Annotated in this window: 23 protein-coding genes and 2 pseudogenes; 9 read left to right on the top strand and 16 right to left on the bottom strand. The window is 70.3% G+C overall.

What is annotated here, in order from left to right; all coding sequences use genetic code 11:
- Positions 1-131: 131 nt before the first annotated feature.
- A pseudogene (locus BMZ82_RS10470) lies at positions 132-913 on the top strand (PhzF family phenazine biosynthesis protein); the annotation flags it as partial.
- A 66-nt stretch (positions 914-979) separates the two neighbouring features.
- Here BMZ82_RS10470 and BMZ82_RS10465 read toward each other — a convergent pair.
- From BMZ82_RS10465 to BMZ82_RS10455, 3 genes are all read right to left on the bottom strand, one after another.
- Entirely contained in the window at positions 980-1,642 is a 663-nt protein-coding gene (locus BMZ82_RS10465) for a DUF5063 domain-containing protein (protein WP_093774118.1), read from the bottom strand.
- The gene (recR, locus tag BMZ82_RS10460; RefSeq protein ID WP_093774116.1) at positions 1,635-2,234 is read right to left on the bottom strand and encodes a recombination mediator RecR; all 600 of its coding nucleotides are present in this window, start codon (positions 2,232-2,234) and stop codon (positions 1,635-1,637) included. Before recR ends, BMZ82_RS10465 begins: the two co-directional genes overlap by 8 nt.
- 96 nt (positions 2,235-2,330) lie before the next feature.
- Positions 2,331-2,675: a YbaB/EbfC family nucleoid-associated protein gene (locus BMZ82_RS10455; RefSeq protein WP_093774114.1), complete on the bottom strand. Its 345-nt coding sequence runs from the start codon at positions 2,673-2,675 to the stop codon at positions 2,331-2,333.
- Positions 2,676-3,048: 373 nt separating this feature from the next.
- Between BMZ82_RS10455 and BMZ82_RS10450 the strand changes: the two genes are divergently transcribed.
- A complete protein-coding gene (locus BMZ82_RS10450; RefSeq protein ID WP_371271189.1) occupies positions 3,049-3,741 on the top strand; it encodes an SLATT domain-containing protein in 693 nt (230 codons plus the stop codon).
- A gap of 45 nt (positions 3,742-3,786) precedes the next feature.
- Here BMZ82_RS10450 and BMZ82_RS10445 read toward each other — a convergent pair whose 3' ends face one another.
- The 3 genes from BMZ82_RS10445 to BMZ82_RS10435 all read right to left on the bottom strand — a co-directional run bounded on the left by BMZ82_RS10445 (position 3,787) and on the right by BMZ82_RS10435 (position 6,701).
- Complete coding sequence (locus tag BMZ82_RS10445) at positions 3,787-5,526, bottom strand: serine/threonine-protein kinase (protein ID WP_093774109.1); 1,740 nt, start codon at positions 5,524-5,526, stop codon at positions 3,787-3,789.
- Positions 5,527-5,604: 78 nt separating this feature from the next.
- Positions 5,605-6,072: a MarR family winged helix-turn-helix transcriptional regulator gene (locus BMZ82_RS10440; protein WP_093774107.1), complete on the bottom strand. Its 468-nt coding sequence runs from the start codon at positions 6,070-6,072 to the stop codon at positions 5,605-5,607.
- Positions 6,069-6,701, bottom strand: coding sequence for a DJ-1/PfpI family protein (locus BMZ82_RS10435; protein WP_093774105.1), 633 nt, complete (start codon positions 6,699-6,701; stop codon positions 6,069-6,071). Before BMZ82_RS10435 ends, BMZ82_RS10440 begins: the two co-directional genes overlap by 4 nt.
- A gap of 184 nt (positions 6,702-6,885) precedes the next feature.
- Between BMZ82_RS10435 and BMZ82_RS10430 the strand changes: the two genes are divergently transcribed.
- The 4 genes from BMZ82_RS10430 (at position 6,886) to BMZ82_RS10415 (ending at position 12,314) form a co-directional block, all read left to right on the top strand.
- Positions 6,886-8,241: an aspartate aminotransferase family protein gene (locus tag BMZ82_RS10430; protein ID WP_093774103.1), complete on the top strand. Its 1,356-nt coding sequence runs from the start codon at positions 6,886-6,888 to the stop codon at positions 8,239-8,241.
- Between the two features lie 160 nt (positions 8,242-8,401).
- Positions 8,402-9,103: a GntR family transcriptional regulator gene (locus BMZ82_RS10425; RefSeq protein WP_093774101.1), complete on the top strand. Its 702-nt coding sequence runs from the start codon at positions 8,402-8,404 to the stop codon at positions 9,101-9,103.
- Complete coding sequence (locus BMZ82_RS10420) at positions 9,100-11,574, top strand: dolichyl-phosphate beta-glucosyltransferase (protein WP_093774099.1); 2,475 nt, start codon at positions 9,100-9,102, stop codon at positions 11,572-11,574. Before BMZ82_RS10425 ends, BMZ82_RS10420 begins: the two co-directional genes overlap by 4 nt.
- Positions 11,575-11,663: 89 nt before the next feature.
- Positions 11,664-12,314 carry a hypothetical protein gene (locus BMZ82_RS10415; RefSeq protein ID WP_093774097.1) on the top strand — a complete coding sequence of 217 codons (651 nt, stop codon included), beginning with the start codon at positions 11,664-11,666 and terminating at the stop codon, positions 12,312-12,314.
- A 6-nt stretch (positions 12,315-12,320) separates the two neighbouring features.
- Here BMZ82_RS10415 and BMZ82_RS10410 read toward each other — a convergent pair whose 3' ends face one another.
- The 6 genes from BMZ82_RS10410 to BMZ82_RS10385 form a co-directional block, all read right to left on the bottom strand.
- Complete coding sequence (locus BMZ82_RS10410; protein ID WP_093774095.1) at positions 12,321-12,614, bottom strand: hypothetical protein; 294 nt, start codon at positions 12,612-12,614, stop codon at positions 12,321-12,323.
- Between the two features lie 102 nt (positions 12,615-12,716).
- Complete coding sequence (locus BMZ82_RS10405) at positions 12,717-13,166, bottom strand: PIN domain-containing protein (protein ID WP_093774093.1); 450 nt, start codon at positions 13,164-13,166, stop codon at positions 12,717-12,719.
- The gene (locus BMZ82_RS10400; protein ID WP_256251843.1) at positions 13,166-13,432 is read right to left on the bottom strand and encodes a cupin domain-containing protein; all 267 of its coding nucleotides are present in this window, start codon (positions 13,430-13,432) and stop codon (positions 13,166-13,168) included. Before BMZ82_RS10400 ends, BMZ82_RS10405 begins: the two co-directional genes overlap by 1 nt.
- A 120-nt stretch (positions 13,433-13,552) precedes the next feature.
- Positions 13,553-13,939: a hypothetical protein gene (locus BMZ82_RS10395; RefSeq protein WP_093774091.1), complete on the bottom strand. Its 387-nt coding sequence runs from the start codon at positions 13,937-13,939 to the stop codon at positions 13,553-13,555.
- 654 nt (positions 13,940-14,593) lie between these two features.
- A complete protein-coding gene (locus BMZ82_RS10390) occupies positions 14,594-15,442 on the bottom strand; it encodes a helix-turn-helix domain-containing protein (RefSeq protein ID WP_093774089.1) in 849 nt (282 codons plus the stop codon).
- 18 nt (positions 15,443-15,460) lie between these two features.
- Complete coding sequence (locus BMZ82_RS10385) at positions 15,461-16,228, bottom strand: DUF6879 family protein (RefSeq protein ID WP_093774286.1); 768 nt, start codon at positions 16,226-16,228, stop codon at positions 15,461-15,463.
- Between the two features lie 190 nt (positions 16,229-16,418).
- Here BMZ82_RS10385 and BMZ82_RS41685 point away from each other — a divergent pair.
- From BMZ82_RS41685 to BMZ82_RS10370, 3 genes and pseudogenes are all read left to right on the top strand, one after another.
- A pseudogene (locus BMZ82_RS41685) lies at positions 16,419-16,642 on the top strand (DUF397 domain-containing protein).
- 96 nt (positions 16,643-16,738) lie between these two features.
- A complete protein-coding gene (locus tag BMZ82_RS10375; RefSeq protein ID WP_093774087.1) occupies positions 16,739-17,218 on the top strand; it encodes a hypothetical protein in 480 nt (159 codons plus the stop codon).
- 39 nt (positions 17,219-17,257) lie between these two features.
- Positions 17,258-17,716, top strand: coding sequence for a GNAT family N-acetyltransferase (locus tag BMZ82_RS10370; protein WP_093774085.1), 459 nt, complete (start codon positions 17,258-17,260; stop codon positions 17,714-17,716).
- Here the strand turns inward: BMZ82_RS10370 and BMZ82_RS10365 are convergent.
- The 4 genes from BMZ82_RS10365 to BMZ82_RS10350 all read right to left on the bottom strand — a co-directional run bounded on the left by BMZ82_RS10365 (position 17,711) and on the right by BMZ82_RS10350 (position 21,734).
- Positions 17,711-18,283: a GTP-binding protein gene (locus BMZ82_RS10365; RefSeq protein ID WP_093774083.1), complete on the bottom strand. Its 573-nt coding sequence runs from the start codon at positions 18,281-18,283 to the stop codon at positions 17,711-17,713. The two genes, BMZ82_RS10370 and BMZ82_RS10365, sit on opposite strands and share 6 nt — an antisense overlap.
- Positions 18,270-18,653: a DUF742 domain-containing protein gene (locus BMZ82_RS10360; protein WP_093774081.1), complete on the bottom strand. Its 384-nt coding sequence runs from the start codon at positions 18,651-18,653 to the stop codon at positions 18,270-18,272. Before BMZ82_RS10360 ends, BMZ82_RS10365 begins: the two co-directional genes overlap by 14 nt.
- The gene (locus BMZ82_RS10355; protein WP_093774284.1) at positions 18,650-19,117 is read right to left on the bottom strand and encodes a roadblock/LC7 domain-containing protein; all 468 of its coding nucleotides are present in this window, start codon (positions 19,115-19,117) and stop codon (positions 18,650-18,652) included. Before BMZ82_RS10355 ends, BMZ82_RS10360 begins: the two co-directional genes overlap by 4 nt.
- Before the next feature lie 67 nt (positions 19,118-19,184).
- A complete protein-coding gene (locus BMZ82_RS10350; protein ID WP_093774079.1) occupies positions 19,185-21,734 on the bottom strand; it encodes a sensor histidine kinase in 2,550 nt (849 codons plus the stop codon).
- Positions 21,735-22,311: the final 577 nt, after the last annotated feature.

Genomic DNA, 22,311 nt, shown 5'->3' with positions numbered 1-22,311 from the left:
GTTCCGGTTGGGATGACTCAAGATTCGCCGTTGGCCGGTTAACGCCCGTCCAGCCGTCGTACAGCGCACATACAAGACCCCGCCAACCTTCGAAAGCAGGCGCGTTTACCGGCCGGCGGCAACCCGCGGGTGTGGTGCTCGACGCCACCAGCGTCGACGACGCGACCATGTCGGCGACGGCGGCCGAAGTCGGGTACTCGGAATCGGCGTTCGTGGTGCCGGGCGACGACGGCACACCGGCCGTCCGCTACTTCAGCCCGCTCGCGGAGGCGCCGTTCTGCGGCCACGCGACGATCGCCCCGGCGGTCGCCCACGCCGACCGGCACGGCACCGGGCCCCTGCCCCTGCCCCTGCCCCTGCGCACCAGCGTGGGCACGGTCCCCGTCACCACCGCCATGGCCGCCGACGGGACGACCGTGGCGACCCTGGTGAGCGTCGCCCCGCGCACCGAGCCCCTCGCCGGGCCGGACCTGGCCGAGCTGCCGGCGGCGCTGCGCTGGTCCGTCGCCGCCCTCGACCCGGCGCTGCCGCCCCGCACGGCCTACGCCGGCGCCCGGCATCCGGTGATCGCCGCCGCCGACCGCGGCCGGCCGACCTCGACTACGACATGCCCGCGCTGGCCGCCCTCATGGCCCGCCACGACTGGACCACCGTCGACCTGGTCTGGCGGGAGTCACCGACGCTCTTCCACGCCCGCAACCCCTTCCCGCCGGGCGGAGTCGTCAAGGACCCGGCCACCGGCGCGGCGGCGGCCGCCTTCGGCGGCTACCTGCGGGAACTCGAACTCGTCGACGCACCCGCGACCTTGACGATCCGTCAGGGCGACGACATGGGCCGCCCGAGCATCATCACGGTGTCCATGCCCGAGGACCGCGCCGCCGGAATCGCCGTCACCGGCACGGCCGTTGCCATCTGGTCCCCGCCGATACCCGCCAACGCCCGCCAACACCCCCTGACTTCGGGGCAGTTCAGAAGGCGGCTAGTTCGCGGGGCGGGCGGTCGGGTGGCCGCCGATCTCCTGGGCCATGACGCGGCCCGCCTCGAACTCCAGGGTCTCGTCGCCCAGGGGGCTCTGGTCGGTGTCGAGGCCGTCCAGTTCCTCCAGGGGCTGGTCCAGGCGGACGTGGGCGAGGACCGAGTGCAGGGCGCGCAGGGTCGCCGAGGCGGTGGAGCCCCAGTTGGAGAAGTAGGAGAACTGCCACCACCACAGGGCCTCGGTGGTGCGGCCCGCGCGGTAGTGGACCATGCCGTGGCGCAGGTCGGCGATGACGTCGGCGAGGTCGTCGGAGATCCGGGCCGGCACGGGCGCCTTGCGGGGCTCGTAGGGGTCGAAGACCTCGGAGTAGACGTCCACCGGCTCCAGCAGCCTGGCCAGGTTCTCGCGGAGCTCGTCCGCGTCCGGCTCGAAGCCCGGGTCGGGCTCGTAGCGCTCGTCGGGGACGATGTCCTCGTGGGCGCCGAGACGGCCGCCGGCCAGCAGGAGCTGGGAGACCTCCAGGAGGAGGAAGGGGACCGCCGAGCCCGGCTCGTCGCCCTTGGCCACCTCTGTGACGGCTACCAGGAAGCTTTCGACCTGGTCCGCGATCTGGACCGCGAAGTCGTCGGGGCTCTGGTCGGTCGCGTGCAGCGTGGCGTCAGACATCTAGGAGTCGTCTCCCCTCGAAGGCGCGGCCGAGGGTGACCTCGTCCGCGTATTCCAGGTCGCCACCCACCGGGAGGCCGCTGGCCAGGCGGGTGACCTTCAGGCCCATGGGCTTGATCATGCGGGCGAGGTAGGTGGCTGTCGCCTCGCCCTCCAGGTTGGGGTCCGTGGCCAGGATCAGTTCGGTCACCGAACCGTCGGCCAGCCGGGCCAGAAGTTCTCGTATCCGCAGGTCATCGGGGCCGACGCCCTCGATGGGGCTGATCGCGCCGCCCAGCACGTGGTACCGGCCGCGGAACTCGCGCGTGCGTTCGACCGCGACGACGTCCTTCGGCTCCTCGACGACACAGATCACCGTCGGGTCGCGGCGCGGGTCGCGGCAGATGCCGCACAGCTCCTCCTGCGCCACGTTGCCGCAGGTCGCGCAGAAGCGGACCTTCGCCTTGACCTCCATCAGGCACTGCGCGAGCCGCCGTACGTCCGTCGGCTCCGCCTGGAGGATGTGGAAGGCGATCCGCTGCGCGCTCTTGGGACCGACGCCGGGCAGTCGCCCCAGCTCGTCGATGAGGTCCTGGACCACGCCTTCGTACAACGGACTGCCGTCCTTCCTGAGTCCTGCGGTTCCTGCGGTCCTTGCAAGTACGTACGGTAGTTGGCCTGGGGTGGTCTTAGAAAGGCGGGACGGGGGCTAGAACGGCAGTCCGGGGATGCCGGTGCCGCCGCCCAGGCCCTGGGCCAGCGGGCCGAGCTTCTGCTGCTGGAGCGTCTGCGCGTTCTCGTTGGCCGCGTGGACGGCCGCCACGACCAGGTCGGCGAGGGTCTCGGTGTCGTCCGGGTCCACCGCCTTCGGGTCGATCGTGAGGGCGCGCAGCTCGCCGGAGCCGGTCACGGTGGCCTTCACCAGGCCGCCGCCCGCCTGCCCGTCGACCTCCGTGTTCGCCAGCTCCTCCTGGGCGCGGGCCAGGTTCTGCTGCATCTTCTGGGCCTGCTGGAGCAGTTGCTGCATGTTGGGCTGGCCACCACCGGAAATCACGATCAGCTCCTGTTCTCGTACGTTGTCCTCGTACCGCCGTCACGGCTTTTCGGGCGGGATCCTCCTGCCCTGGCACGAGCCTACGTGGTCCGCGCGGGCGTCGCCCCAGCACTCTTTCGAGTGAGTTCCGTGTGAGGCGTATACCTGATCAAGGCCCACTTCCGGGCGTAACGGAGGCGAAACCTTCCTCTTCGCCACCCATTGGGCGGTAGGAAGGATCCGGCGTATCAGCATCAGCATCGTCAGCAGCAGAGGTCACGTGGCGTAACTCTTCGTGTTCGGTCGCGTTCGGTCGGGATCAGTCGTCGTCAGTCGTCGTCAGTCGTCGTCAGTTGTCGTCAGTAGGGAGTGCCGGGTGGGTCAGCAGCCGGAGATGCAGCCCGAGGGTCCACCGCAGGGCGACCTGACCGGGCGGGCGTTTCCCCTCGGGGACTGGGGCGAGCCCGCCGAGCGGCTGGACGAGCTGTACCGGTGGGTGGAGCGCGGGGCGCTGGAGACCGTCGCCTGGTATCTCACCGACCGGGTGTGGAAGCGGCGGGGCGCGCGGGTGCTGCGCGGCGGGGCGGCGGCGGGAGCGGTGTGCGGGGCCGCGCTGCCGTTGCTGGATCTGACCCGGGTGATGGGCGGGGTCGCCCCCTGGGGGTATCTGGCGCTGCTGCTGGCGGTGGCGTGCGTGGGGGTGGACCGTTACTTCGGGCTGACGTCCGGGTGGATGCGGGACGTGGCCACCGCGCAGGCCGTGCAGCGGCGGTTGCAGGTGTTGCAGTTCGACTGGGCCTCGGAGAGCGTCCGGGAGGTGCTGGGGCCCGCCGAGGGCACGGCGAGCGAGGCCGCCGAGCGGTGTCTCGGGGTGCTGCGGCGGTTCTCGGAGGACGTCACGGACCTGGTGCGTGCGGAGACGGGTGACTGGATGGTCGAGTTCCGCAGCGGGGCCACTCCGGTGGGGCTCCAGGCGGTCGCCTCCGGCGGGCGGGCCGATGTGGCCGGTGCGGGGCGGTTTCCGGCGCCGCCCGGGGTGAACGCCCGGCCGAACATGCCTCGGCAGCGGCCGCCTGAGCCGCGGTAGCCGCGGTAGCGGTGAGGGGGCGGCTCCCGACGGGCTGGAGGGGGCTCACTGTTTCGTGTAAGTCAGTTTCTCTCCCGTGCCGGTGTTGACCCGTTGTAGGCGGCCGTCTGCCAGGAGGGTGACCTCCGAGGCGGCACCCGGGGTGCAGGCGGTGCGGGGGGCGGCGGTGGTGATTTTCGAGGGGCCGATCTCCAACGGGCCTTTGCCGCCGGGGCGCTTGGAGAGGGCGGCGGTGAACTCGCAGCGGTAGGTGTCCCCTTCGGCCACCAGGCCCAGTACCGCGTCGCCCACCTCGCCCTGGCTGATGGTGAGTTGGCGCTTGTTCGTGCCGGTCGCGTTCTCGATCGTGGTGGTCCAGACGCCGAGGTAGGCCGCCGGGACCACACCGTCCGACGGGGAATCACCGGGAGAAGGGGACGCCGACTCCGAGGGGGACGGCAGCAGCGTCGGGGCCTTCTGCGAGGGGGAGTTGGAGGCGGTGGTGCCGGTGGCGGGGGTGTCGTCGCCGGTCAGGTACGCGTACACCGAGCCGCCTGCGGCTATCGCCACCACCACGGCAGTCAGGATCAGCAACGTCGTCGTACGGCCGTTGCGGCGCGGGGAATCCTGGGGGACCTGGGAGACCTGGGGCTCGGCCGCGTACGGGTTCTGCTGGGGTGGGTAGCCGTAGGTGGGGGACGGGTGTTGTCGGGGGTGGCCGTAGGCCGGGTGGGTGGTGGGTGGGGGTGTCTGGGGTGTCTGGGGTGGGGGTGTCTGGGGTGGGATGCCGCGTGGGCCGGCGTGTTCCGGTGCCGTCTCCGGGGGCGGCTCGGGGAGTGTCGCCGGGGGCTTGAAGAAGGTCGCGCTCGTGTTGTGCGCTGCCTCGGGGTCCTCCACCTCCAGCAACCGCACCGCGTGGCGGCCGAGTTGGGCGACCAGGGTGCCGGGCAGCCAGGGGTCGCGGGAGCGGCCGTCGGAGACGGTGTCGTCGGCGCCGGTGCGTTCCAGGACCTGGTCCAGGGTGGGGCGGGCGGCCGGGTCCTTGCGCAGGCAGGCGCGGACCAGGTCGGCGATGCCCTCGGGGACGCGCGAGAGGTCGGGTTCGTCCTCGGCGATGCGGAACATCAGGGCGTGCGCGCCGGTGTCGGCGGAGCCGAAGGGGTAGGCGCCGGTGGCGGCGTAGCAGAGGACCGCGCCGAGGCAGAACACGTCGCTGGCCGGGGTGACGGGGCCGCCGCGCACCTGCTCGGGGGCCATGAAGCCGGGCGAGCCGATCACCGCGCCGGCCTGGGTCAGCCGGCTGTCGCCGGTCACGCTCTCCAGCGCCCGCGCGACCCCGAAGTCGATGACACGCGGCCCCTCGATGGTGACCATCACGTTGGACGGCTTGAGGTCGCGGTGGACGATCCCGGCGGCGTGGATGTTGGTCAGCGCGTGCGCGAGCCCGGCGGCGAGGATGCGTACCGACCGCTCGGGCAGTGGCCCGTGGTCGTGGCTCACGACCTGCTGGAGGCTCGGCCCGGCGACATACCCGGTGGCCACCCAGGGCACCTCGGCCTCGGTGTCGGCGTCCAGGACGGGCGCGGTCCAGAACCCGCCGACCCGCTGGGCGCTGCGCACCTCCTGCCGGAAGCGCGCCCGGAACTCCTCGCGCGCCGCCAGTTCCCGCCGGACCAGCTTCACGGCGACCGTCCGCCCCCGGTCCGACCGCGCGAGGTAGACCTGCCCCATGCCGCCCGCCCCCAGCCGCGCGAGCAGCCGGTAGCCGCCGATGCGCTGCGGGTCCCCGATCCCCAGCTTCTCCATGGCAGCGCCGCCTTTCCCCCACATGTGTGATCGAGCCGAGGATAAACCGGCCGTTCGGGGTGTCGAGTGGCTTGATGTCTACGGTTGCGTAACAGGCGGCGGCGGTTCCAGGGCGTCCAGCGCCTTCGACAGCCGCTCCAGCACCCGTACGGCCTCGGCCAGCTCCGCTTCTCCCCCGTACGCCGCCGCCAGTCGGTCGGCGAAGGCCGCGTGCCCGGGGTCGATGCGGGCGATCGCGGCCCGGCCCGCCGCCGTGGGCGCCAGCAGTTTGGCGCGCCGGTGCGCCGGGTTCGGCCGGTACTCGGCCAGCCCCCTGCCCACCAGCAGGTCGGCGACGCGCTGCACGCTCTGCCGGGTGATGCCCATCGCGCGGGCGATGCCGGACACCGGCAGCGGCTCCCCCAGCACCGCGCCGAGCACCTGCCACCAGGCGGCGCTGATCCCGGCGGGCCGCGCCAACTCCTCGGCGACGGCGAGGAATTGGCCGTTCAGGCGGAAGACCCCGAGCGCGCTGCGGCTGAGCAGCTCCTGATGTTCCCCGCTCACCCCCGTGCCCCCTCCTGCTCCGCCGCCGCCTTCTGCAGTACGGCGTAAGCCGCCGGGTCCGAGTCGTGGAACAGCCGGTACCAGGCGTCCAGCACCTCCCCCTCGTACACGCCGAGGAGCCGGAAGATCTCGCGCGCGAAGGCGACCGGTTCGGTCGGACCGGCGGTGATCAGCGCGCCACCCGCCGCCGTGTCCGTCACCGCGTCGGCGTCGACGTACCGCTCCCCGCCGCCGTACCCCGTCGCGGCCAGGTAGAAGGACACCGCGCTGGTGTGGTCCCGGGTGTCGAGCAGGCCCTCGCGGGCGAGTCCGGCGGTGGCGCCGCAGATCGCGGCGACGGGCACCCCGGCGGCCAGGAACTCCCGCGCCGTGCGGGCGAAGGGCGCGAGGTCGGAGGTGTCCCAGAGATCGGCGCCCGGGAGGATCAGCAGGGAACTGTCCTCCGGGCGCAGGGCGGCCAGGGCCAGGTCCGGTGTGATCCGCAGGCCGCCGATGCTGGTCACCGGCGCCTCGGACGGGCCGACCGTCCGGATCCCGTACCCGGCGCGGGCGAGATACGCGGTCGCGTGCCCCGTCTCCCAGTCGGCCAGGGTGTCGTAGACGGCGAGATGCACAGGCTTGCGGTTCATGACTCCTCCTACAGCTCCCGAGACCCATACTTATGACAACAGGCTGTCATTTACGCAGCATGCTGTCAATGTCTCGAGCAGCCCGTATTGGCCCCCACTCCCGACAACCTGTCGCGGATTCGCCCCGACGACGGAACATGACGCCGATATCGCCGCCGCCTCGCGGACTTCTACGCTCACCGCCATGACCCCTCAGAGCGACCCCCAGGCCGGCGCGGCCCTCAAAGCCATGGACCGTGCGCACGTCTTCCACTCCTGGTCCGCGCAGGAGCTCATCGACCCGCTCGCCGTGGCCGGCGCGGAGGGGTCGTACTTCTGGGACCACGACGGCAACCGGTATCTCGACCTCACCAGCGGGCTCGTCTTCACGAACATCGGCTACCAGCACCCGAAGGTCGTCGCCGCGATCCAGGAGCAGGCCGCGCGCCTGACCACCTTCGCGCCGGTGTTCGCCGTCGAGGCGCGCGCGGAGGCGGCCCGGCTGATCGCCGAGCGGACCCCCGGCGACCTGGACAAGATCTTCTTCACCACCGCGGGCGGGGACGCCGTCGAGCACGCCGTGCGCCTGGCGCGGCTGCACACCGGGCGCGCCAAGGTGCTCTCCGCCTACCGCTCGTACCACGGCGGCACCCACCAGGCCGTGAACCTCACGGGCGACCCGCGCCGCTGGACCTCCGACACCGCCTCCGCCGGGGTGGTGCACTTCTGGGCGCCGTTCCTGTACCGCTCGCGTTTCTACGCGGAGACGGAGGAGCAGGAGTGCGCGCGGGCGCTGGAGCACCTGGAGACGACCATCGCCTTCGAGGGGCCGGGGACGATCGCCGCGATCATCCTGGAGTCCGTCCCGGGCACCGCCGGGATCATGCTCCCGCCGCCCGGCTACCTCGCCGGGGTGCGGGAGATCTGCGACCGGCACGGCATCGTCTTCATCCTGGACGAGGTCATGGCCGGGTTCGGGCGCACCGGTGAGTGGTTCGCGGCCGACCTGTACGACGTCACGCCCGACCTGATGACCTTCGCCAAGGGCGTGACCAGCGGATACGTACCGCTCGGCGGGGTCGCCATCTCGGGCGCGATCGCGGACACCTTCGGGAAGAAGCCGTACCCCGGCGGTCTGACGTACTCCGGGCATCCGCTGGCCTGCGCCGCCGCCGTCGCGACGATCAACGTCATGGCGGAGGAGGGGATCGTCGACAACGCGCGGAACCTGGGCGCGTCCGTCGTCGGGCCGGGCCTTGCGGCGCTGGCCGAGCGGCACCCGAGCGTGGGCGAGGTGCGCGGCGCCGGCATGTTCTGGGCGGTCGAGCTGGTGAAGAACCGGGAGACCCGCGAACCGCTCGTGCCGTACAACGCCTCCGGTGCGGCGAACGCGCCGATGGCCGCCTTCGCCGCCGCCGCCAAGAAGGCCGGGGTGTGGCCGTTCGTGAACATGAACCGGACCCACTTCGTGCCGCCGCTCAACATCTCCGAGTCGGAGGTCAAGGAGGGGCTCGCGGCACTCGACACGGCCCTCTCGGTCGCCGACGAGTACACGGAGTGACGGAGTAGAGGAGTACCGGGCGCGATGCCCGGCCGCGTACACCGACTGGTCGCCGCACATGTAGGGGCTTGAAATCATCGAACGCGTAAGGTGGCGTGCTCGTACATACCGACGAGCACGCCACCTTTCTTTCGCCCCTGACGATGGAGACGCCTCGACCATGTCCGGCAGCAGCGGCAACGGCGCCGTGACGCGCAGCACCCTGCGACAGCAGATCGCCGACGCGCTTCGCGACGAGGTGCTGGGGGGGCGGTTGCAGCCGGGGCAGGAGTTCACGGTGAAGGAGATCGCCGAGCAGTACGGCGTCTCCGCGACCCCCGTCCGCGAGGCCCTCGTCGATCTTTCGGCGCAGGGTCTGCTGGAAGCCGACCAGCACCGGGGTTTCCGGGTCCACGAGTACCGCGTCGAGGACTACCGGGGCATGGTCCAGGCGCGCAGCCTGATCATCGAGGGGATGTTCCTCGCCGTGCACGAGGGCCGGCAGCCCCCGCAGAACTTCGAGGAGCCGCGGACGGCCGCCGCCATCGCGGGTGTGCGCAGGCGCGGCGAGGCGGCGCGGCGGGCCGCGTCCGCCGGTGACCTGACCGTCCTCATCGGCTACGACCTGCGCTTCTGGCGCGAGCTGGGCGCGCTGTACGGCAACCCCTACCTCTCCGACTTCCTGCACCGGCTGCGCCTGCAGTCCTGGGTGTGCACGGTGCAGCACCTGCGGCGGCTGACCGATCTGCGCGGCCATCTGTGGTCCGGCTACCCGGACCTCGTCGACGCCCTGTACGCCCACGACACCGACGCCGCCCGCCGGATCCTCGCCGCCTACAACGACGCCTCCATCACCCTGATCGAGCGGCAGGCGGCCGGATGAGCGGGAGGCCCACCGCCCCGACCCCGACCGCACCGCTCGAACTCTCCGTCGTCGTCCCCGCGTTCAACGAGGAACGCCGGCTCGGCGCGACCCTGGACGCCGTCACCCGCCACCTCCACTCGACCGGGAGCCACTGGGGCAGTTGGGAGATCCTGGTCGCCGACGACGGTTCCACCGACGCCACCCGCGAACTCGTCACCGTCCGCGGCGACCCCCGCGTGAAGCTCGTCGTCGGCGGCTCAGGCAACCGGGGCAAGGGGCACGCCCTGCGGCTCGGGGTGGCCGCCAGCCGGGGCCGTCACATCCTCGTCATGGACGCCGATCTCGCCACCCCCGTCGAGGAGTTGGGGCGGCTGGAGAAGGCGCTCACCGACGGCTGCGCGGCGGCGGTCGGCTCACGGGCCGTACCCGGTGCGACACTTGGCGACCGGCAGCACCGAATACGCGAACTCCTGGGCAAGTCGGGCAACTTGCTCATCCGCCGGACCACCCTGCGCGGGATCCGCGACACCCAGTGCGGCTTCAAGCTCTTCGACGGCGACAAGGCCCGCGCCGCCTTCGCCGCCTCCCGGCTCAACGGCTGGGCCATCGACGTCGAGGTGCTGCGCTACTTCCAGCGGGCCGGCTGGCCCGTCGCCGAGGTGCCCGTGCACTGGTCGCACCAGCCCGGCTCGAAGGTCCGCCCCGCCGACTACCTCCGGTTCCTGCGCGATCTGGCCCGGCTGCGGATCCCGGCGCTGCGGCTGCGCCCCGCTGACGTCCTGGCCGCCGTCCTGTTCGTCGCGATGGCGACGGCCCTCTACTCGGGCCGCGTGTTCGACCCCGCCCACCGCTATCTCACCGACTCCCTCCAGGACCAGAACCAGTGGGAGTGGTTCTTCGCGGTGACCGCCGACAACGTCGCCCACCTGCGCAATCCCCTCTTCAGCGACCTTCAGGGCTTCCCCGACGGCGTGAACCTGATGGCCAACACGACGATGCTCGGCCTGTCCGTCCCGCTCACCCCGCTCACCCTGCTCCTCGGCCCGGCCGTCACCCTCAGCCTGGTGATGACGCTGGGCCTGGCCGCCACCGCCGCCGCCTGGTACCGGCTGATCGTGCGCCGGCTCGTCCGACTGCGGCCCGCCGCCTTCGCCGGGGCCACGCTGGCCGCGTTCGCCCCGCCGATGATCAGCCACGCCAACGCCCACCCGAACTTCGTCGTCCTGTTCGTGATCCCGCTGATCGTCGAGCGCGCCCTGCGGCTGACGACCGGCGCGCGCGTCACCCGGGACGCGGTCGTCCTCGGCCTGCTGGCGGCGTACCAGTTCTTCCTCGGCGAGGAGCCGCTGCTGCTGGCCGCGCTGGGCATGCTCCTGTTCGCGGTCGTGTACGGCGTCGTACGCCCCGACGTGGCGCGCCGCGCGTTCCGCCCGCTGCTGAACGGTCTGGCGATCGCCGCCGCCGTCTGCCTGCCGCTCGTCCTCTACCCGCTGGCCTGGCAGTTCTCCGGCCCGCAGAGCTACTCGGGCATCGACCACGGCAGCGCGCCCGGCGTCGCCAACTCCGTGCGCGCGCTGCTCTCGTTCGCCGAACGCTCCCTGATCGCGGGCGACGCGGGCCGCGCCGACGCCCTCTCCCTCAACCCCACCGAACAGAACGCCTTCTACGGCTGGCCGCTCGCCCTGCTGGCGTTCGCCATCACGGTGGGCCTGTGGCGGCGGCCCGCGGTGAAGGCACTGGCCTGCACGGCAGCCGCTGCGGCGGTGCTTTCGCTGGGCCCCCGCATCACCCTCCCCCTCACCGGCACCACGATCCCCGGCCCCTGGACCCTCTTCGCCGATCTGCCGCTCTTCGAGTCGGTCATCGAGAGCCGGGTCGCGCTGGTCTGCGCCCCGGCGCTGGGCATGCTGCTCGCGCTGGCCGTCGACCGGCTGGCCCACGCCCGCCGCCTCCGCACGCAGTACGCCGGACTGCTCGCCGTCTCCGTCGCCCTGCTCCCCCTCCTCCCGGCCCCGCTGAAGTCCGAGCCGCGCACCGAGGTGCCCGCCTTCTTCACCGACGGCACCTGGAAGGCGTACGTCCGCCCCGGCGAGACCCTCGTCCCGGTGCCGCTCGCCGAACCCGAGGACGCACAGGCTCTGCACTGGCAGACGGCGACCGGCCTCGGCTTCCGGATGCCCGGCGGCTACTTCAACGGGCCGTACGGCGACGGCGACCGCACCGGCGTCTACGGCGTCCCGCTGCGCTTCACGGCGAGTCTGCTGCGCGACGTGCGGTACACGGGCGTGGTCCCGGTGGTCGACGCCCGCGCCCGCGCCGCGACCCGCGAGGACCTCGCGTACTGGCGGGCGGGCGCGCTCGTGCTCGCCCCGCAGCCGCGCGTCGAGCGGCTGCGTGAGACGGTGGAGAAACTGGTGGGCCGGCCGGGTAGGCGGGTGGCCGGAGTGTGGGTATGGGACCTGCACCAGGGGCCGCAGGACAGGAGCTGACGTGCGCGGCAGCGACTACCCTTCCCTGACCGGCACTGCCGTGCCGGCCCCGCGACACATCGTGCAACGCGCTGAGTGAGGAGCTCTCTTTGGCCTGTGACCTGTGGCTCGTGCCGCTCGTCGACGTGTTGTGCCACACCCCCGACAACCCCTTCGCCGACGAACTCGCCCAGTACAACAAGGTGCTCGCCGAGGCGGGGCTCCCGCCGGTGCCGGTGTACCAGTACATGCCCGGCCTGTCCGGCGAGGTCGCCCCGGTGGCCGGCTTCGACTACGACGCCCTGCACTTCCTGCGCCGCGCCTACCTGCTCCAGGTGTGCCAGTTGCCGGTGACGCCGGTGGACGAACTGGGCGGTGACTACGAGCAGCTCCTGGAGATGTTCGAGGCGACGGCCCAGCAGTCCCACCTGGTCTGGCACTACGACCACGCGGGCGCGTACGTCCCCGTCGACTTCCCCGCCCCGCTCTCCAACGACGAACTCCTCGCGGGCGGCGGCCCCTTGGGCTCCGCCCAATCCCTGCTGCGGGAACTGGAGTTCGTGGCCCCGTCGATCGGCATCGATCCGGCCAATCCTCCGGCGGCTCCCCAACCCCCCGCCGGTCCCACGGAGTTGGAGGAACCGGCCGTCGCGGCACCCTACGATCCCAGCCCGTTCGCCCGGGAACGGCACGTCTGGCTCGGCCTGCACGCGGCGGCGACCCGCAGCCTGGCCCAGGGCTCGATGATCGTCTTCAGTTGACGCCCGTCAGCGCCCGAGTTGCGCCAGACCCCGCTGCACGTCCTCCATGTTCATCACGGGGGTGTAGGAGATCTCGGCGTCGAGGTTGAGGAAGAACGGCTCGCTGAGCACCGGCATCTGCGAGCTGTCCTCCATGTCGAAGAACAGGTAGGCCGTGCGCTTGCCGTGATCGGTGGTGAAGTACGCCGACTCGGGCTTGATCTGCGCCATGGACTCCTCGATCAGCTTCCCAAGAGTCCCACTCCGAATAGCCTCGTTGGCCTTCTCCGTGTCCATGGACGCCTTCAGCATCATGCGCATCGCAGTCACCTTCTTCTGGTCGATGCACGTGGACAGACAACGTCATGATATGCCCGGAATGCCGGGTAGGGCGCGCCCGGTGGCCGCCCTACCCGGCACCGCTCACCGCTGTTCGACGATGCGGATGGTCCGGATACCCGTGCCCCGGTAGCGCGTCGGCGTCCTGGTCAGGACGGGACGGCCGTGCGGCCACTCGACGGTCGGCAGCGCGAGGTGCAGCACGTGCGCACCGCTCCAGTCGTCCTCGGCCTTGCCGCCCGGCTCCTCGTCCGCCGCACCGGCCGTCCGCAGCCGCTTGCCGACGGAGGAGGCCGCCGCGAAGTCGAGCCCCTCGATGTTGACGGACGGCAACGCGCCCACGTGCTCGGCGACTCCGGCCCGCTCACGCTCGGCGGCGGCCAGGCTCAGCGCGGGAATGTAGACCCGCAGGGCCGGGTCCTTCTCCGCCTCGACGACGAGCCGGGAGGCCATGCTGTTGCCCGCACCCAACGCGAGCGCGGCGGTGTCGTCGAAGATGACGGCACGCGGCAGCGGATAGCGCGTCTCGTCCATTACTGGACCTCCCCGATGCGCCCGGCCTCGAGGTCGGCCCACAGCTTCTCGCCGGCCTTCTCGTCCTCCTCGGTGTACGGCCTGCCGAGGAAGTGCTCCTCCACGTACGCCTTGGTCTCCTCGTACTGCTTGCGCAGCTCTTCCTTGGTCGGGGTGGCCCCGGCCAACTGGGCGACGAGGTCGCGCATGCTCATCCCGCGCTCCCGGGCGAGCTCCTGAAGCCGGTCACGGACAGCGGGGTCGACCTTGATCGTGGTGTCAGCCATGAGCACAGTATACCGGCGGTATACCACCTCAGGGCGTACGAGTGTGACGGTCATCGACACTCCGTTTCTTTCGAAGGACCCGGCAGGCGAGCGCAGGCCGGGAGTCTGCGTGTGCGCCGCCTACGCGGGTGCGGGCTGCCGGCCGCTGCGCAGCAGGGCGCGGACCGTCGCGCCGCCGCGTCGGGCGGCGTCGCGGAAGGCGGTCGCGCCGGGCTTGCGCAGTTCGAGCTCGACGGTCGTGGCGGGCGTCGGCGTCGGCGGAGCCGGTCGCTTACGGCGCAGCCGGTTCTCGACCAGCGCCTGCGCCGAGTGCACCCGGGCAGGCAGCCCGTCCGTCAGCGCGGCCCGCACCTGCGAGTTGTTGGCCCCCGCGTCCCACCACGCCTCCACGAGCGGCGCGAGCCGCAGGGCTTCGACGGCACCGAGAGTCAGCCCCGGGTGCGTACGGCCGAGGGAGCCGAGGAACTGCGCGGCGAACACGGTGCGTTCACTCGGCTCCGGCTCCAACTCCGTTTCCTGCTCCGGCTCCTGCGCCTCCGGCTCGGCCGGCTCGGCCGGCTCGGCGGGCGGCGGGCGGCGGGGAGGGAGGGTCTTGTGTCCCGGTGTTTTTCCCCGAAGGGGTAGCGCCCTCGGCCGCGCCTCCCGACTCACCGGAAGCCCGGTCCTGAACTTTTTCGGGTTCACCCGCCGGGAGTTCGTCGTCGTACGGAGTATCGAATACCTCGTACACGGTGGAGAAGTGACGAGTCTCCGGGTCCTGCCGCACCACCCGCCGCAGATACCGGGATTCCTCCAGCTCATGCAGGGCGGAGGCGATCCGCGCCCGCCCCTCCTTGCGCTGCTCGGCGAGGGTTCGGATGGTGGCGCGAGCGCCGTCCGGGAGGCTGATGAGGTACGTCAGTACGCCTACCGCGCACCAGGAGAGAGTCCGGTCACGGAGAAGGGCGTTGGAGAAGACTGAAAACGCGCGCGTGGGCGTCGTACGATGAATCCGCATTGCGGAGTAGTGATCCCTATGCCGGGCCCCCGGGTGTTGGCGCACCGCGGGGGCGTTTCGTTGCCGTGACTCTACGGGTGCTCAGAGCGACGAAAGCAAGCCGGAACTGGGTTTTCCCGGGCGGAAGTTCCCACTTTTCACTCCTCGGGGTGAAGCGGGTCGAATCAGACCCGGATGCCGCGACGAACCCGCGCGATCACCTGCTGAGCGTCGGTCCCGTACACGGCGGCTTCGGCGAAGGTCTCCCAGACGCGACGGTAGAGAGCGACCGTCTCGGCATCGTCCAGCCAGAGTTCGGCGTGCCAGTCCTCGGTGATGACGAGTCGTTCGTCCAGGATCCAGAACGCGTTCGACGGGGGCAGTCGCAGCGTGGCGTCCAGGGGGACGATGCCGAGCCGGACGGTGTCCATGCCCACCACGCCCAGCAGGCGATCCAACTGGGCCGCCAGCACCTCACTCGGGCACACCTGGGCTCGCAACGCCCCTTCCCACATGAGCAGGTTCAACTGCTTGCCCGGACGGTAGAGCCAGTCCTGCCTTTTCATGCGGGCGCGGACCGCGTCCTCCGTGTCCGGCGGGGACTTCTGGAGTTCGGCGTGACGTTCGAAGATGTGGCGTGCGTAATCGGCCGTCTGGAGCAGGCCGTTGACGATGCTGTTCTCCCACACGTGCAGGGTGCGGGAGTCAGCTACGAGCGTGTTCCACGTCTCCTGGACGGGACGGTGGCCGGTGGCGAGTTGACGACGCCACGAGCGGATGTGGCTTTCGTAGCCCTTCAGTCGAGCGCATAGTTCGCCGAATGCGGCGGGGTGCCCGGTGGCTTCGGCCCAGGCCCGCAGATCGTCGTCCGTGGGCGTCTGACGACCGTTCTCCAGCTTGCTGATCTTCGACTGGGGCCACCCCAGTCGCTCAGCCAGTTCGGTACCGGTGAGCCGGCCGTCAGGACTCTCGACGCGCAACTCCCGAAGCTGCCGCCCCAGTTCCTCGCGCGCCCTCTGATAGTCCGTGCTCACCGGTATCCACTCTCACCCCTACACGTCGCCGTGCATCTCCGCCGTGAACTGCTTCCACGGTACGGCGTGGTGCCAAGCAGCATCCCGGATCATGGCGCAGCGCACCACCTCCGCCGGTTCCGTGACGAGGTCCACGTGGGTGAGCTGATCGTCGTCGTCGAACCGCAGCAGCGCGAGAAGTCGACTGTCGAACAGCCAGAAGTCCTCGGCGGGAAGCCGCAATCGGTCGGCGTCGGCGCGCCAGAGGTTGCGGATGTCCTCACCGAAGCCGATGTTCCCCTTGGCGCTGGCGAGGAGGTAGCGCTGGCCGATGGTGGCGGGCTGGTCCACGATCCGCACCCGCTCCATGCGCTTTCCCTGCGCGACCTGCGCACGGATCGTGTCGCGGAACGACCTGACTTCCGTGGCGTCCGCCCAGTCCTCTCCGACGCTCCCGGTCTCGATGAACTGCGTCCAGCGGTCGTTGGTCTCGTCACTCGCGTACCGTCGGCGGGTCTCCAGCCGCCAAGCGGTGTGCTCGAACTTGCCGAACAGACTGCCGAACTCGTCCAGATCGATCGTCTTCACCTGCCGTGTCCGCCCCTTCGGCGTCCAGTCCACCAACAGTTCCCGCGGCACCACGACCGCGACCTCACCCTCAGAGAGGTGTTGGAGCTGTGCGACGTCCTCGGAATCGGTCAGCGGAGGACCGTGCACGATCACTTCTCCACTGTCCAGATCCTCGTGCACCGACGGGCATCCGCCGCCACCACTCCCCGTTCCGTTGAACCGTAACTTCCGTGCCATGACCGCCCCTTGGGCCTCGGCGATGTTGGTACGCACAGCATGTCGGTGTCACTGGGTGAATTGCCATGCATCCAGAGTCACCACGTGAGAATAGTGGAGAATATTCTCCCCTTTGCTGCCCTCTAGCCGCCTACGGTCATCACCCAGAGCAACCGACCAGCCACCACCAGGCGAAACAGGAAGGCACCCCATGCTGAACGGAACCGACCTCTACGCGCTCGACATCACCGCGGCCTCATTCGTGCAGGCCTGCGGCGGCCCCTGCTCCGAAGGTTGCGTGACCCTCGCCCGGATCGGCAGCGACGCCTGGGCGCTCGGTGACAGCAAGCGGCCCGACAAGGAGCCGTTGCGGTTCACCACGGAGGAGTTGGACGCGGCCGTATCGACCCGGTGCGGTTCGGCCTGTCCCTCTGACGCTTCCCCTTCCTCCTCTCCATCCCCTCCCGGTCGGTCCTGGACCGGCCGGGAGGCACCGGCTTCGGCCGGATCGACGTCGAACGGGAACGACAGGTGCACTGGCACGGCTATCTGTGGACCGGCCCGAAAGACCGCTTCGATCAGGAGGCGCTGCGGCGGCCTCCGCACCCTGAGCCGCCTCCGGCGGGAAGCAGGCCGGAAGTGATCCAGCGCTACCGCGAGGTGGCCACGGCGTTCCCCACCTCGGATCTGCCGCCCCTGGAAACGGCGTACTGGCTCGTCAAACCGCTCTCCCAGGTGCACGGCACCTGGTCGAACCCGTGGGAGGCGGCGGCTTGGCTCGGGGACACGTTGACGCGGTACGCGGCCCGGATCGCCGCTGAGGCGCAACGCGACGTCGGCCACCTGACCGGCCTCGTGCAGGCCTCCGCCGAGCGACTGGGATCAGGCGACGACGTATCACTCGGCTTCTACCTCGAACGCCCCGCGTTCCTTTCCCTGGCCGCGGTGGCATGTTCCCCGAATCGCGCGAAACCGGGACTCGGATGTCCTCTCGGGCCGCCGACGACGTAGTCGGCCAGGGCTTCGGGTTGGTGTGGATAGGCTCCTGGGATGGACATCCGGGTAGAGATCATCCGTGAGGCGAGTCAGGAACTCGTCGGGGCTTTTGGCAGGTTGCTTCCGCAGTTGTCGTCGAGCGCCAAGCCCCTTGACCGCGAGGCGGTCGATCGGATGGTTACCTGTGATGCGAGCAGAGTGCTCGTCGCCCGGACGTCCGACGCGATCGTCGGCACCCTGACGCTGGTGTTGCTGCCCTTGCCGTCAGGTGTGCGGGCTCGCGTCGAGGACGTGGTCGTCGACAGCGCGGCGCGAGGTCAGGGAGTCGCCGGCCTTCTCATCCAGGAGGCCCTACGGGTGGCCCGCGAGGCGGGTGCCCGGACGGTTGATCTCACCTCCCGACCGGATCGCGCAGCGGCGAACCGGCTGTATGAGCGTCTCGGCTTCCAAGCCCGGACGTCCACCGTTTACCGCTTTCCGGTCGACTCGGGGGAGCATCAGTCCTCGTCATGACGCCCGCGAGACCCGTTCGATGACGTGGTCGATGAGGGTGCGGAGGGTGTTGCGGCAGGATTCTGGGTCTCGGGCGTCGAAGGCGTGGAGGCGGATGTCCGGGGCCAGGGCCAGGGCTTGGCGGACTTGTGCGGCGGTGTAGGCCTGGCGGCCGTCGAAGCAGTTGACGGCGACGATGAAGGGAATGCCGCGTTTTTCGAAGAAGTCGATGGCGGCGAAACTGACGTCGATGCGGCGGGTGTCGACCAGGACCACCCCGCCGAGCGCGCCGAGCGCGAGGTCGTTCCACATGAACCAGAAGCGTTGCTGACCGGGCGTGCCGAACAGGTAGAGCACCAGGTCGGGGAAGAGTGTGATGCGGCCGAAGTCCAGGGCCACGGTGGTCGTGGTCTTCTCCCCGATGCCGTAGAGGTCGTCCACGTCCGCGCCGGCGTCGGTGAGGATCTCCTCGGTGCGCAGCGGGGCGATCTCGCTGATGGAGCGGACCAGGGTCGTCTTGCCGACCCCGAATCCTCCTGAGACAAGGATCTTGACGGCGCTGGGAGCCTCCGTGTCACAGCTTGGCAAGGCCTTCCCTCACTCTCTGCAGCAAAGCGATGTCCGGACCGCTGAGCCCCTGTGCGGGAGGCGTCGCGGTGATGATCCCCTGGTCCAGCAGGTCCGAGAGGAGGATCTTGGTGACGGTGACGGGCAGGTCCAGGTGGGCCGATATCTCGGCCACGGCCGCCGGGACCGTACACAGTTCCAGCGCCCGTTGGTGTTCCAGTTGCAGGCCGGAGGCAGTTCCGCCCGCCCCGCCGGAGGCCGTCGCCGCCGCCGTCGCCGTGACTATGGTGATCAAGGTGAAGATGTTGCGGCTGGGCTCTGTGCGGCCGCCCGTGATCGTGAAGGGGCGTACGAGGCGGCCGACGTGCTCGAATCTCCCGTCCTCGGTCATGGTGTGTCGCCGAAGCTCTGCCAGGGAGCCGGGGACTGAGGTCCGTAGCCGAAGGCGAGTCCGGCGCGCGGGTGCGCGCTGAGGTGGTCGCCGACCTTCTTCACCAGCATGTTCATCTCGAAGACGACGACCTCCACATCGGCGCGTTCGGTGGTGATCAGCGCCAGATACGCCCCGGTGCCGGCGGACGTGAGGATGAGATAGCCGGAACTCATCTCGAGCATCGACTGCAACACCGCGCCACCGCTGATGTCGGCGCAGACACTGCGGTTGAGGCTCATCAGACCCGACGCCGTGGCGGCCAGGCGTTCGGCCTCGGGGCGCGGAAAGGTGGTGGACTTGCTGACCACCAGGCCGTCTTCGGAGACCACCACGGCGAAACGTACGTGGGCGACCTGTTCCACGAGCCGGGTGAGCAGGTCGTCGAGTCGGCTGTCGGTGGCCGGGGCACGATCGGTCGTCATCATCTGTCCTTGGTCGGTGTCCGCTCCGCTCTGAACTGGCCATGCGTGTGCGGATTACGGGGGCGGATTACGGTTCTGAGTAGGAGTTGCCCGCGCCGCGCATCGTGCGGGCACGTCGGGTTCCGCGGACGAAGGCGGACATGGCGGACGTGGGCTGGTGGGGGGCCGGATAGCCCATGGGGGCCAGTTGCGGCATCTGGTCCGTGCGCAGTTCCGCCGCCATGCTCGCCTCGGGGATCCGCTGCGGAAGCGGCGCCGGCGGGTCCATGTCCGGCTGCGACAGGACGGAAGGCCAAGCCGCCTCGGGCGGCGGGGACATGGGGGACATGGGGGACGCGAAGGAGGGCCCAGGCTGTGTGGGGGGTGCCGGGATGAACGCGGGTTCCGGTGGGAATTGCTCGGCCGCGGGCGGAGGGGGAAAGTCCGAGTTGGGGCGGGCGTGCGCGGAGCGCGTGCGGGTGGGGGTGGAGGTGGTGGTGGTCCGGGTGCGGGTCGGGGTGGGGGTTCCCTGATGGGTCGGGGTTCCCTGCTGGGTCGGGGTTCCCTGCTGGGTCGGGGTTCCCTGCCAAGTGGCAGTTTCCTGCTGGGTCGGGGTTCCCTGCCAAGTGGCAGTTTCCTGCTGCGTGGGGGTTCGCTGCTCGTACGGTTGGTCTTCGATGCGGGTTGCGCCGAAGACGCGTTCGTTCATGAACGCCTGCTGTTGGGGCTCGCGGACGATCAGGCCCTCGGGGATCAGGGCGATGGCGGTCATGCCGCCGAACACCGAGGGGCGCAGGGCGACCTTGATGGCGTGTCGGGCCGCGAGGCGGGAGACCACGAACAGGCCCAGGCGGGTGTCGTCGCCCAGCGCGAGTGCCTCGAACCGCGGTGGCTTGGACAGCAGTTCGTTGACCTGAGCGCAGTCGCGTTCGGACATGCCGACACCGCGGTCCTCGATCTGTACGGCGATGCCTTGGCCGACGGGGTCGACCCGGGTCAGGACCGGGCAGTTCTCCGGCGAGAACTGGGTGGCGTTCTCCATCAGTTCGGCCAGCAGATGGATCACGTCGGCGACGGCGTGGGCGACGATCCGCGTGTGGTGGTCGCACTGCACGTTGATGCGCTGGTACTCGGCGACCTCGCCGGCCGCGCCGCGCATGATGTCCGTCAGCAGGACGGGCTCTCGCCACTGGCGGCCCGGGCGGCCGCCGCTGATGACGATCAGGTTCTCCTCGTAGCGGCGCATCTGGTTGGCCTGGGAGTCCAGTTGGTACAGGCCCTCCAGAACATCGGGTTCCTGGTGTTGGCGTTCCAGTTTGTCCAGCAGTTCGACCTGGCGATTGACCAGGTTCTGGGTGTGGCGGGCGGTGCCGAGAATGGCTTTCTCGAATCCCCTGCGGGCGTCGGCCAGTTCGACCGCGGTGCTGACGGCGGTGCGCTGAGCGGAGTTGAACGCGCGTGTGACCTCGCCGAGTTCGTCGTCACTCGAATCGAGTTCCATGGCCTCGGCACCGACGTCGACCCGCTCGCCGCGGTTGAGCCGGGCGACGACGTCGGGCAGTTGCTTCTCCGCGAGCATGGTGGTCGCCTCGCGCAGTCGCGCCAGGCGGCGCAGCAGGGAGCGGGTGACCCGCCAGGACAGCATGACGGAGGCGAGCACCGCGAACAGCCCGGTGGCGCTGAGCAGCAGGCCCCGTCGCACCTGGTCGTCGGCGGTGGCGGCCTGGAGCGCGACCATGTTCGAGGTCTTGTCCTGGGCCAGCTTGTCCAGGTCCGCGCCGACCCGGTCGAGCGAGGTGCGCCACTGCTGGGCGGAGCCCGACAGGTTGTCGCCGGGCTTTCCGGTGAGGACGGCGTTCTCCACCGCGGTCATCCGCTGCCAGGCGACCGTCTCGGTGACCTGCTGCACCGTCGCCCAATCGGCGGGCGACGTCTGGGCTTTGAGGGCGTCCAGCAGCCAACGCTGGGTGCCCACCGTCGAGATGAACTGGGCGCGGGCGGGGGCGGACAGCCGCCCGCCGGGCAGAGCGGCGGACATCATGGTGTCCTCGAGCTGGATCTGCGTGATCGCGTTCAGCAGCGAGCCCAGCGGAATCGACGCGGCCACCAGCGGGCCGTCCGGCACCTGGGTGGAGACGTCGCCCACCGCGGTCATCTGGACGACGGGGACGCGCGAAAGGCTCTCGATGGCCTCGGTGATGGAGATCTCGCGCTGGTCGATCCGCTCGCGCAGGGTACGGAGCGGGAGTTGCCGCAGCGTCTCGAAGAGGGGGGTGAGCGCGACCCTGACTCCGTCCGGGGCGGAGTCGAGCACGTCGGCGTCCGTCATGACCAGCCTGATCGCGGCATCGGTCTTGGCACGCTGGGCGAGCAGGGCGGTGCGGGAGGTTTCCGGTGCGGCGAGCCATGCGGCGGTCAGCCGGCGTTCCACCTCGAACTCGTGGCGCAGCACGGTGCCGGACGGGGCGAGGGTCTTGCCCAGCGAGGTCTGCTCGCGCAGATCGAGTGCCTGGGAGAGCTGCCCGCCGGCCGCGAGCAGCCAGACGACCGACAACGCGAGGCTGGGGACCAGAGCCAGCAACAGCAACGACGTACGGATGGACCGAAAGCGGCGCAGAGCATCCTTTGACAGCGACATGGGCGTCCTTGTGGGGAAGGAGGAAAGGCTGCTGTGGGCCGAATCACCCAGGCGCGGAGTCACCCGGGCCCGGGGGTGCTGCGGCAGTGCCGCCGGAGACGAAGTGCCCTCTACAGAAGCCTCAGAAGCCTCAGAAGTCTCGGAAACCTTGGTGGGGGTGAACCGAAAGGGTCGGCCAAGGTGCCTGCCCAGGCGGTGCCCGTCGAGGTCCGGCTCGCGTCTCGGTCGCGCATGATGCCCTGGCGGCAACGGATCCGAGGTATCGGATGTATCGCCGCATCAGCCGCTGACGGCCAATAACTGCGCGAAAAGGCTCATGTAGACGACATCTTTCGGCCTCATGGCGCGTTTTTCACCTCGAGTCTCCAGCAATCCGAGTTCACAAACGATCAAGGGATGCCCCGTTGGTCTGCGATTTCGCGGTAACCGGGAGCGCTACTGCTCCGCATATTTGAATTCGCAACAAGGAACATGAGACCAGGTTCGATCATGCTCCGCAACCTGTTCGCCGGGGCGATATTCCGGTGAATTCGATGGCCACTCGCTTGAACCGCGACGGCCCGCTATCCGTATCGCC

The organism is Streptomyces sp. yr375 (genome assembly GCF_900110755.1).
In the GTDB taxonomy this organism is placed as follows: domain Bacteria; phylum Actinomycetota; class Actinomycetes; order Streptomycetales; family Streptomycetaceae; genus Streptomyces.
The sequence above is the reverse complement of the archived record's forward strand: the minus strand, read 5'-3'. Positions and strand labels throughout refer to the sequence as shown.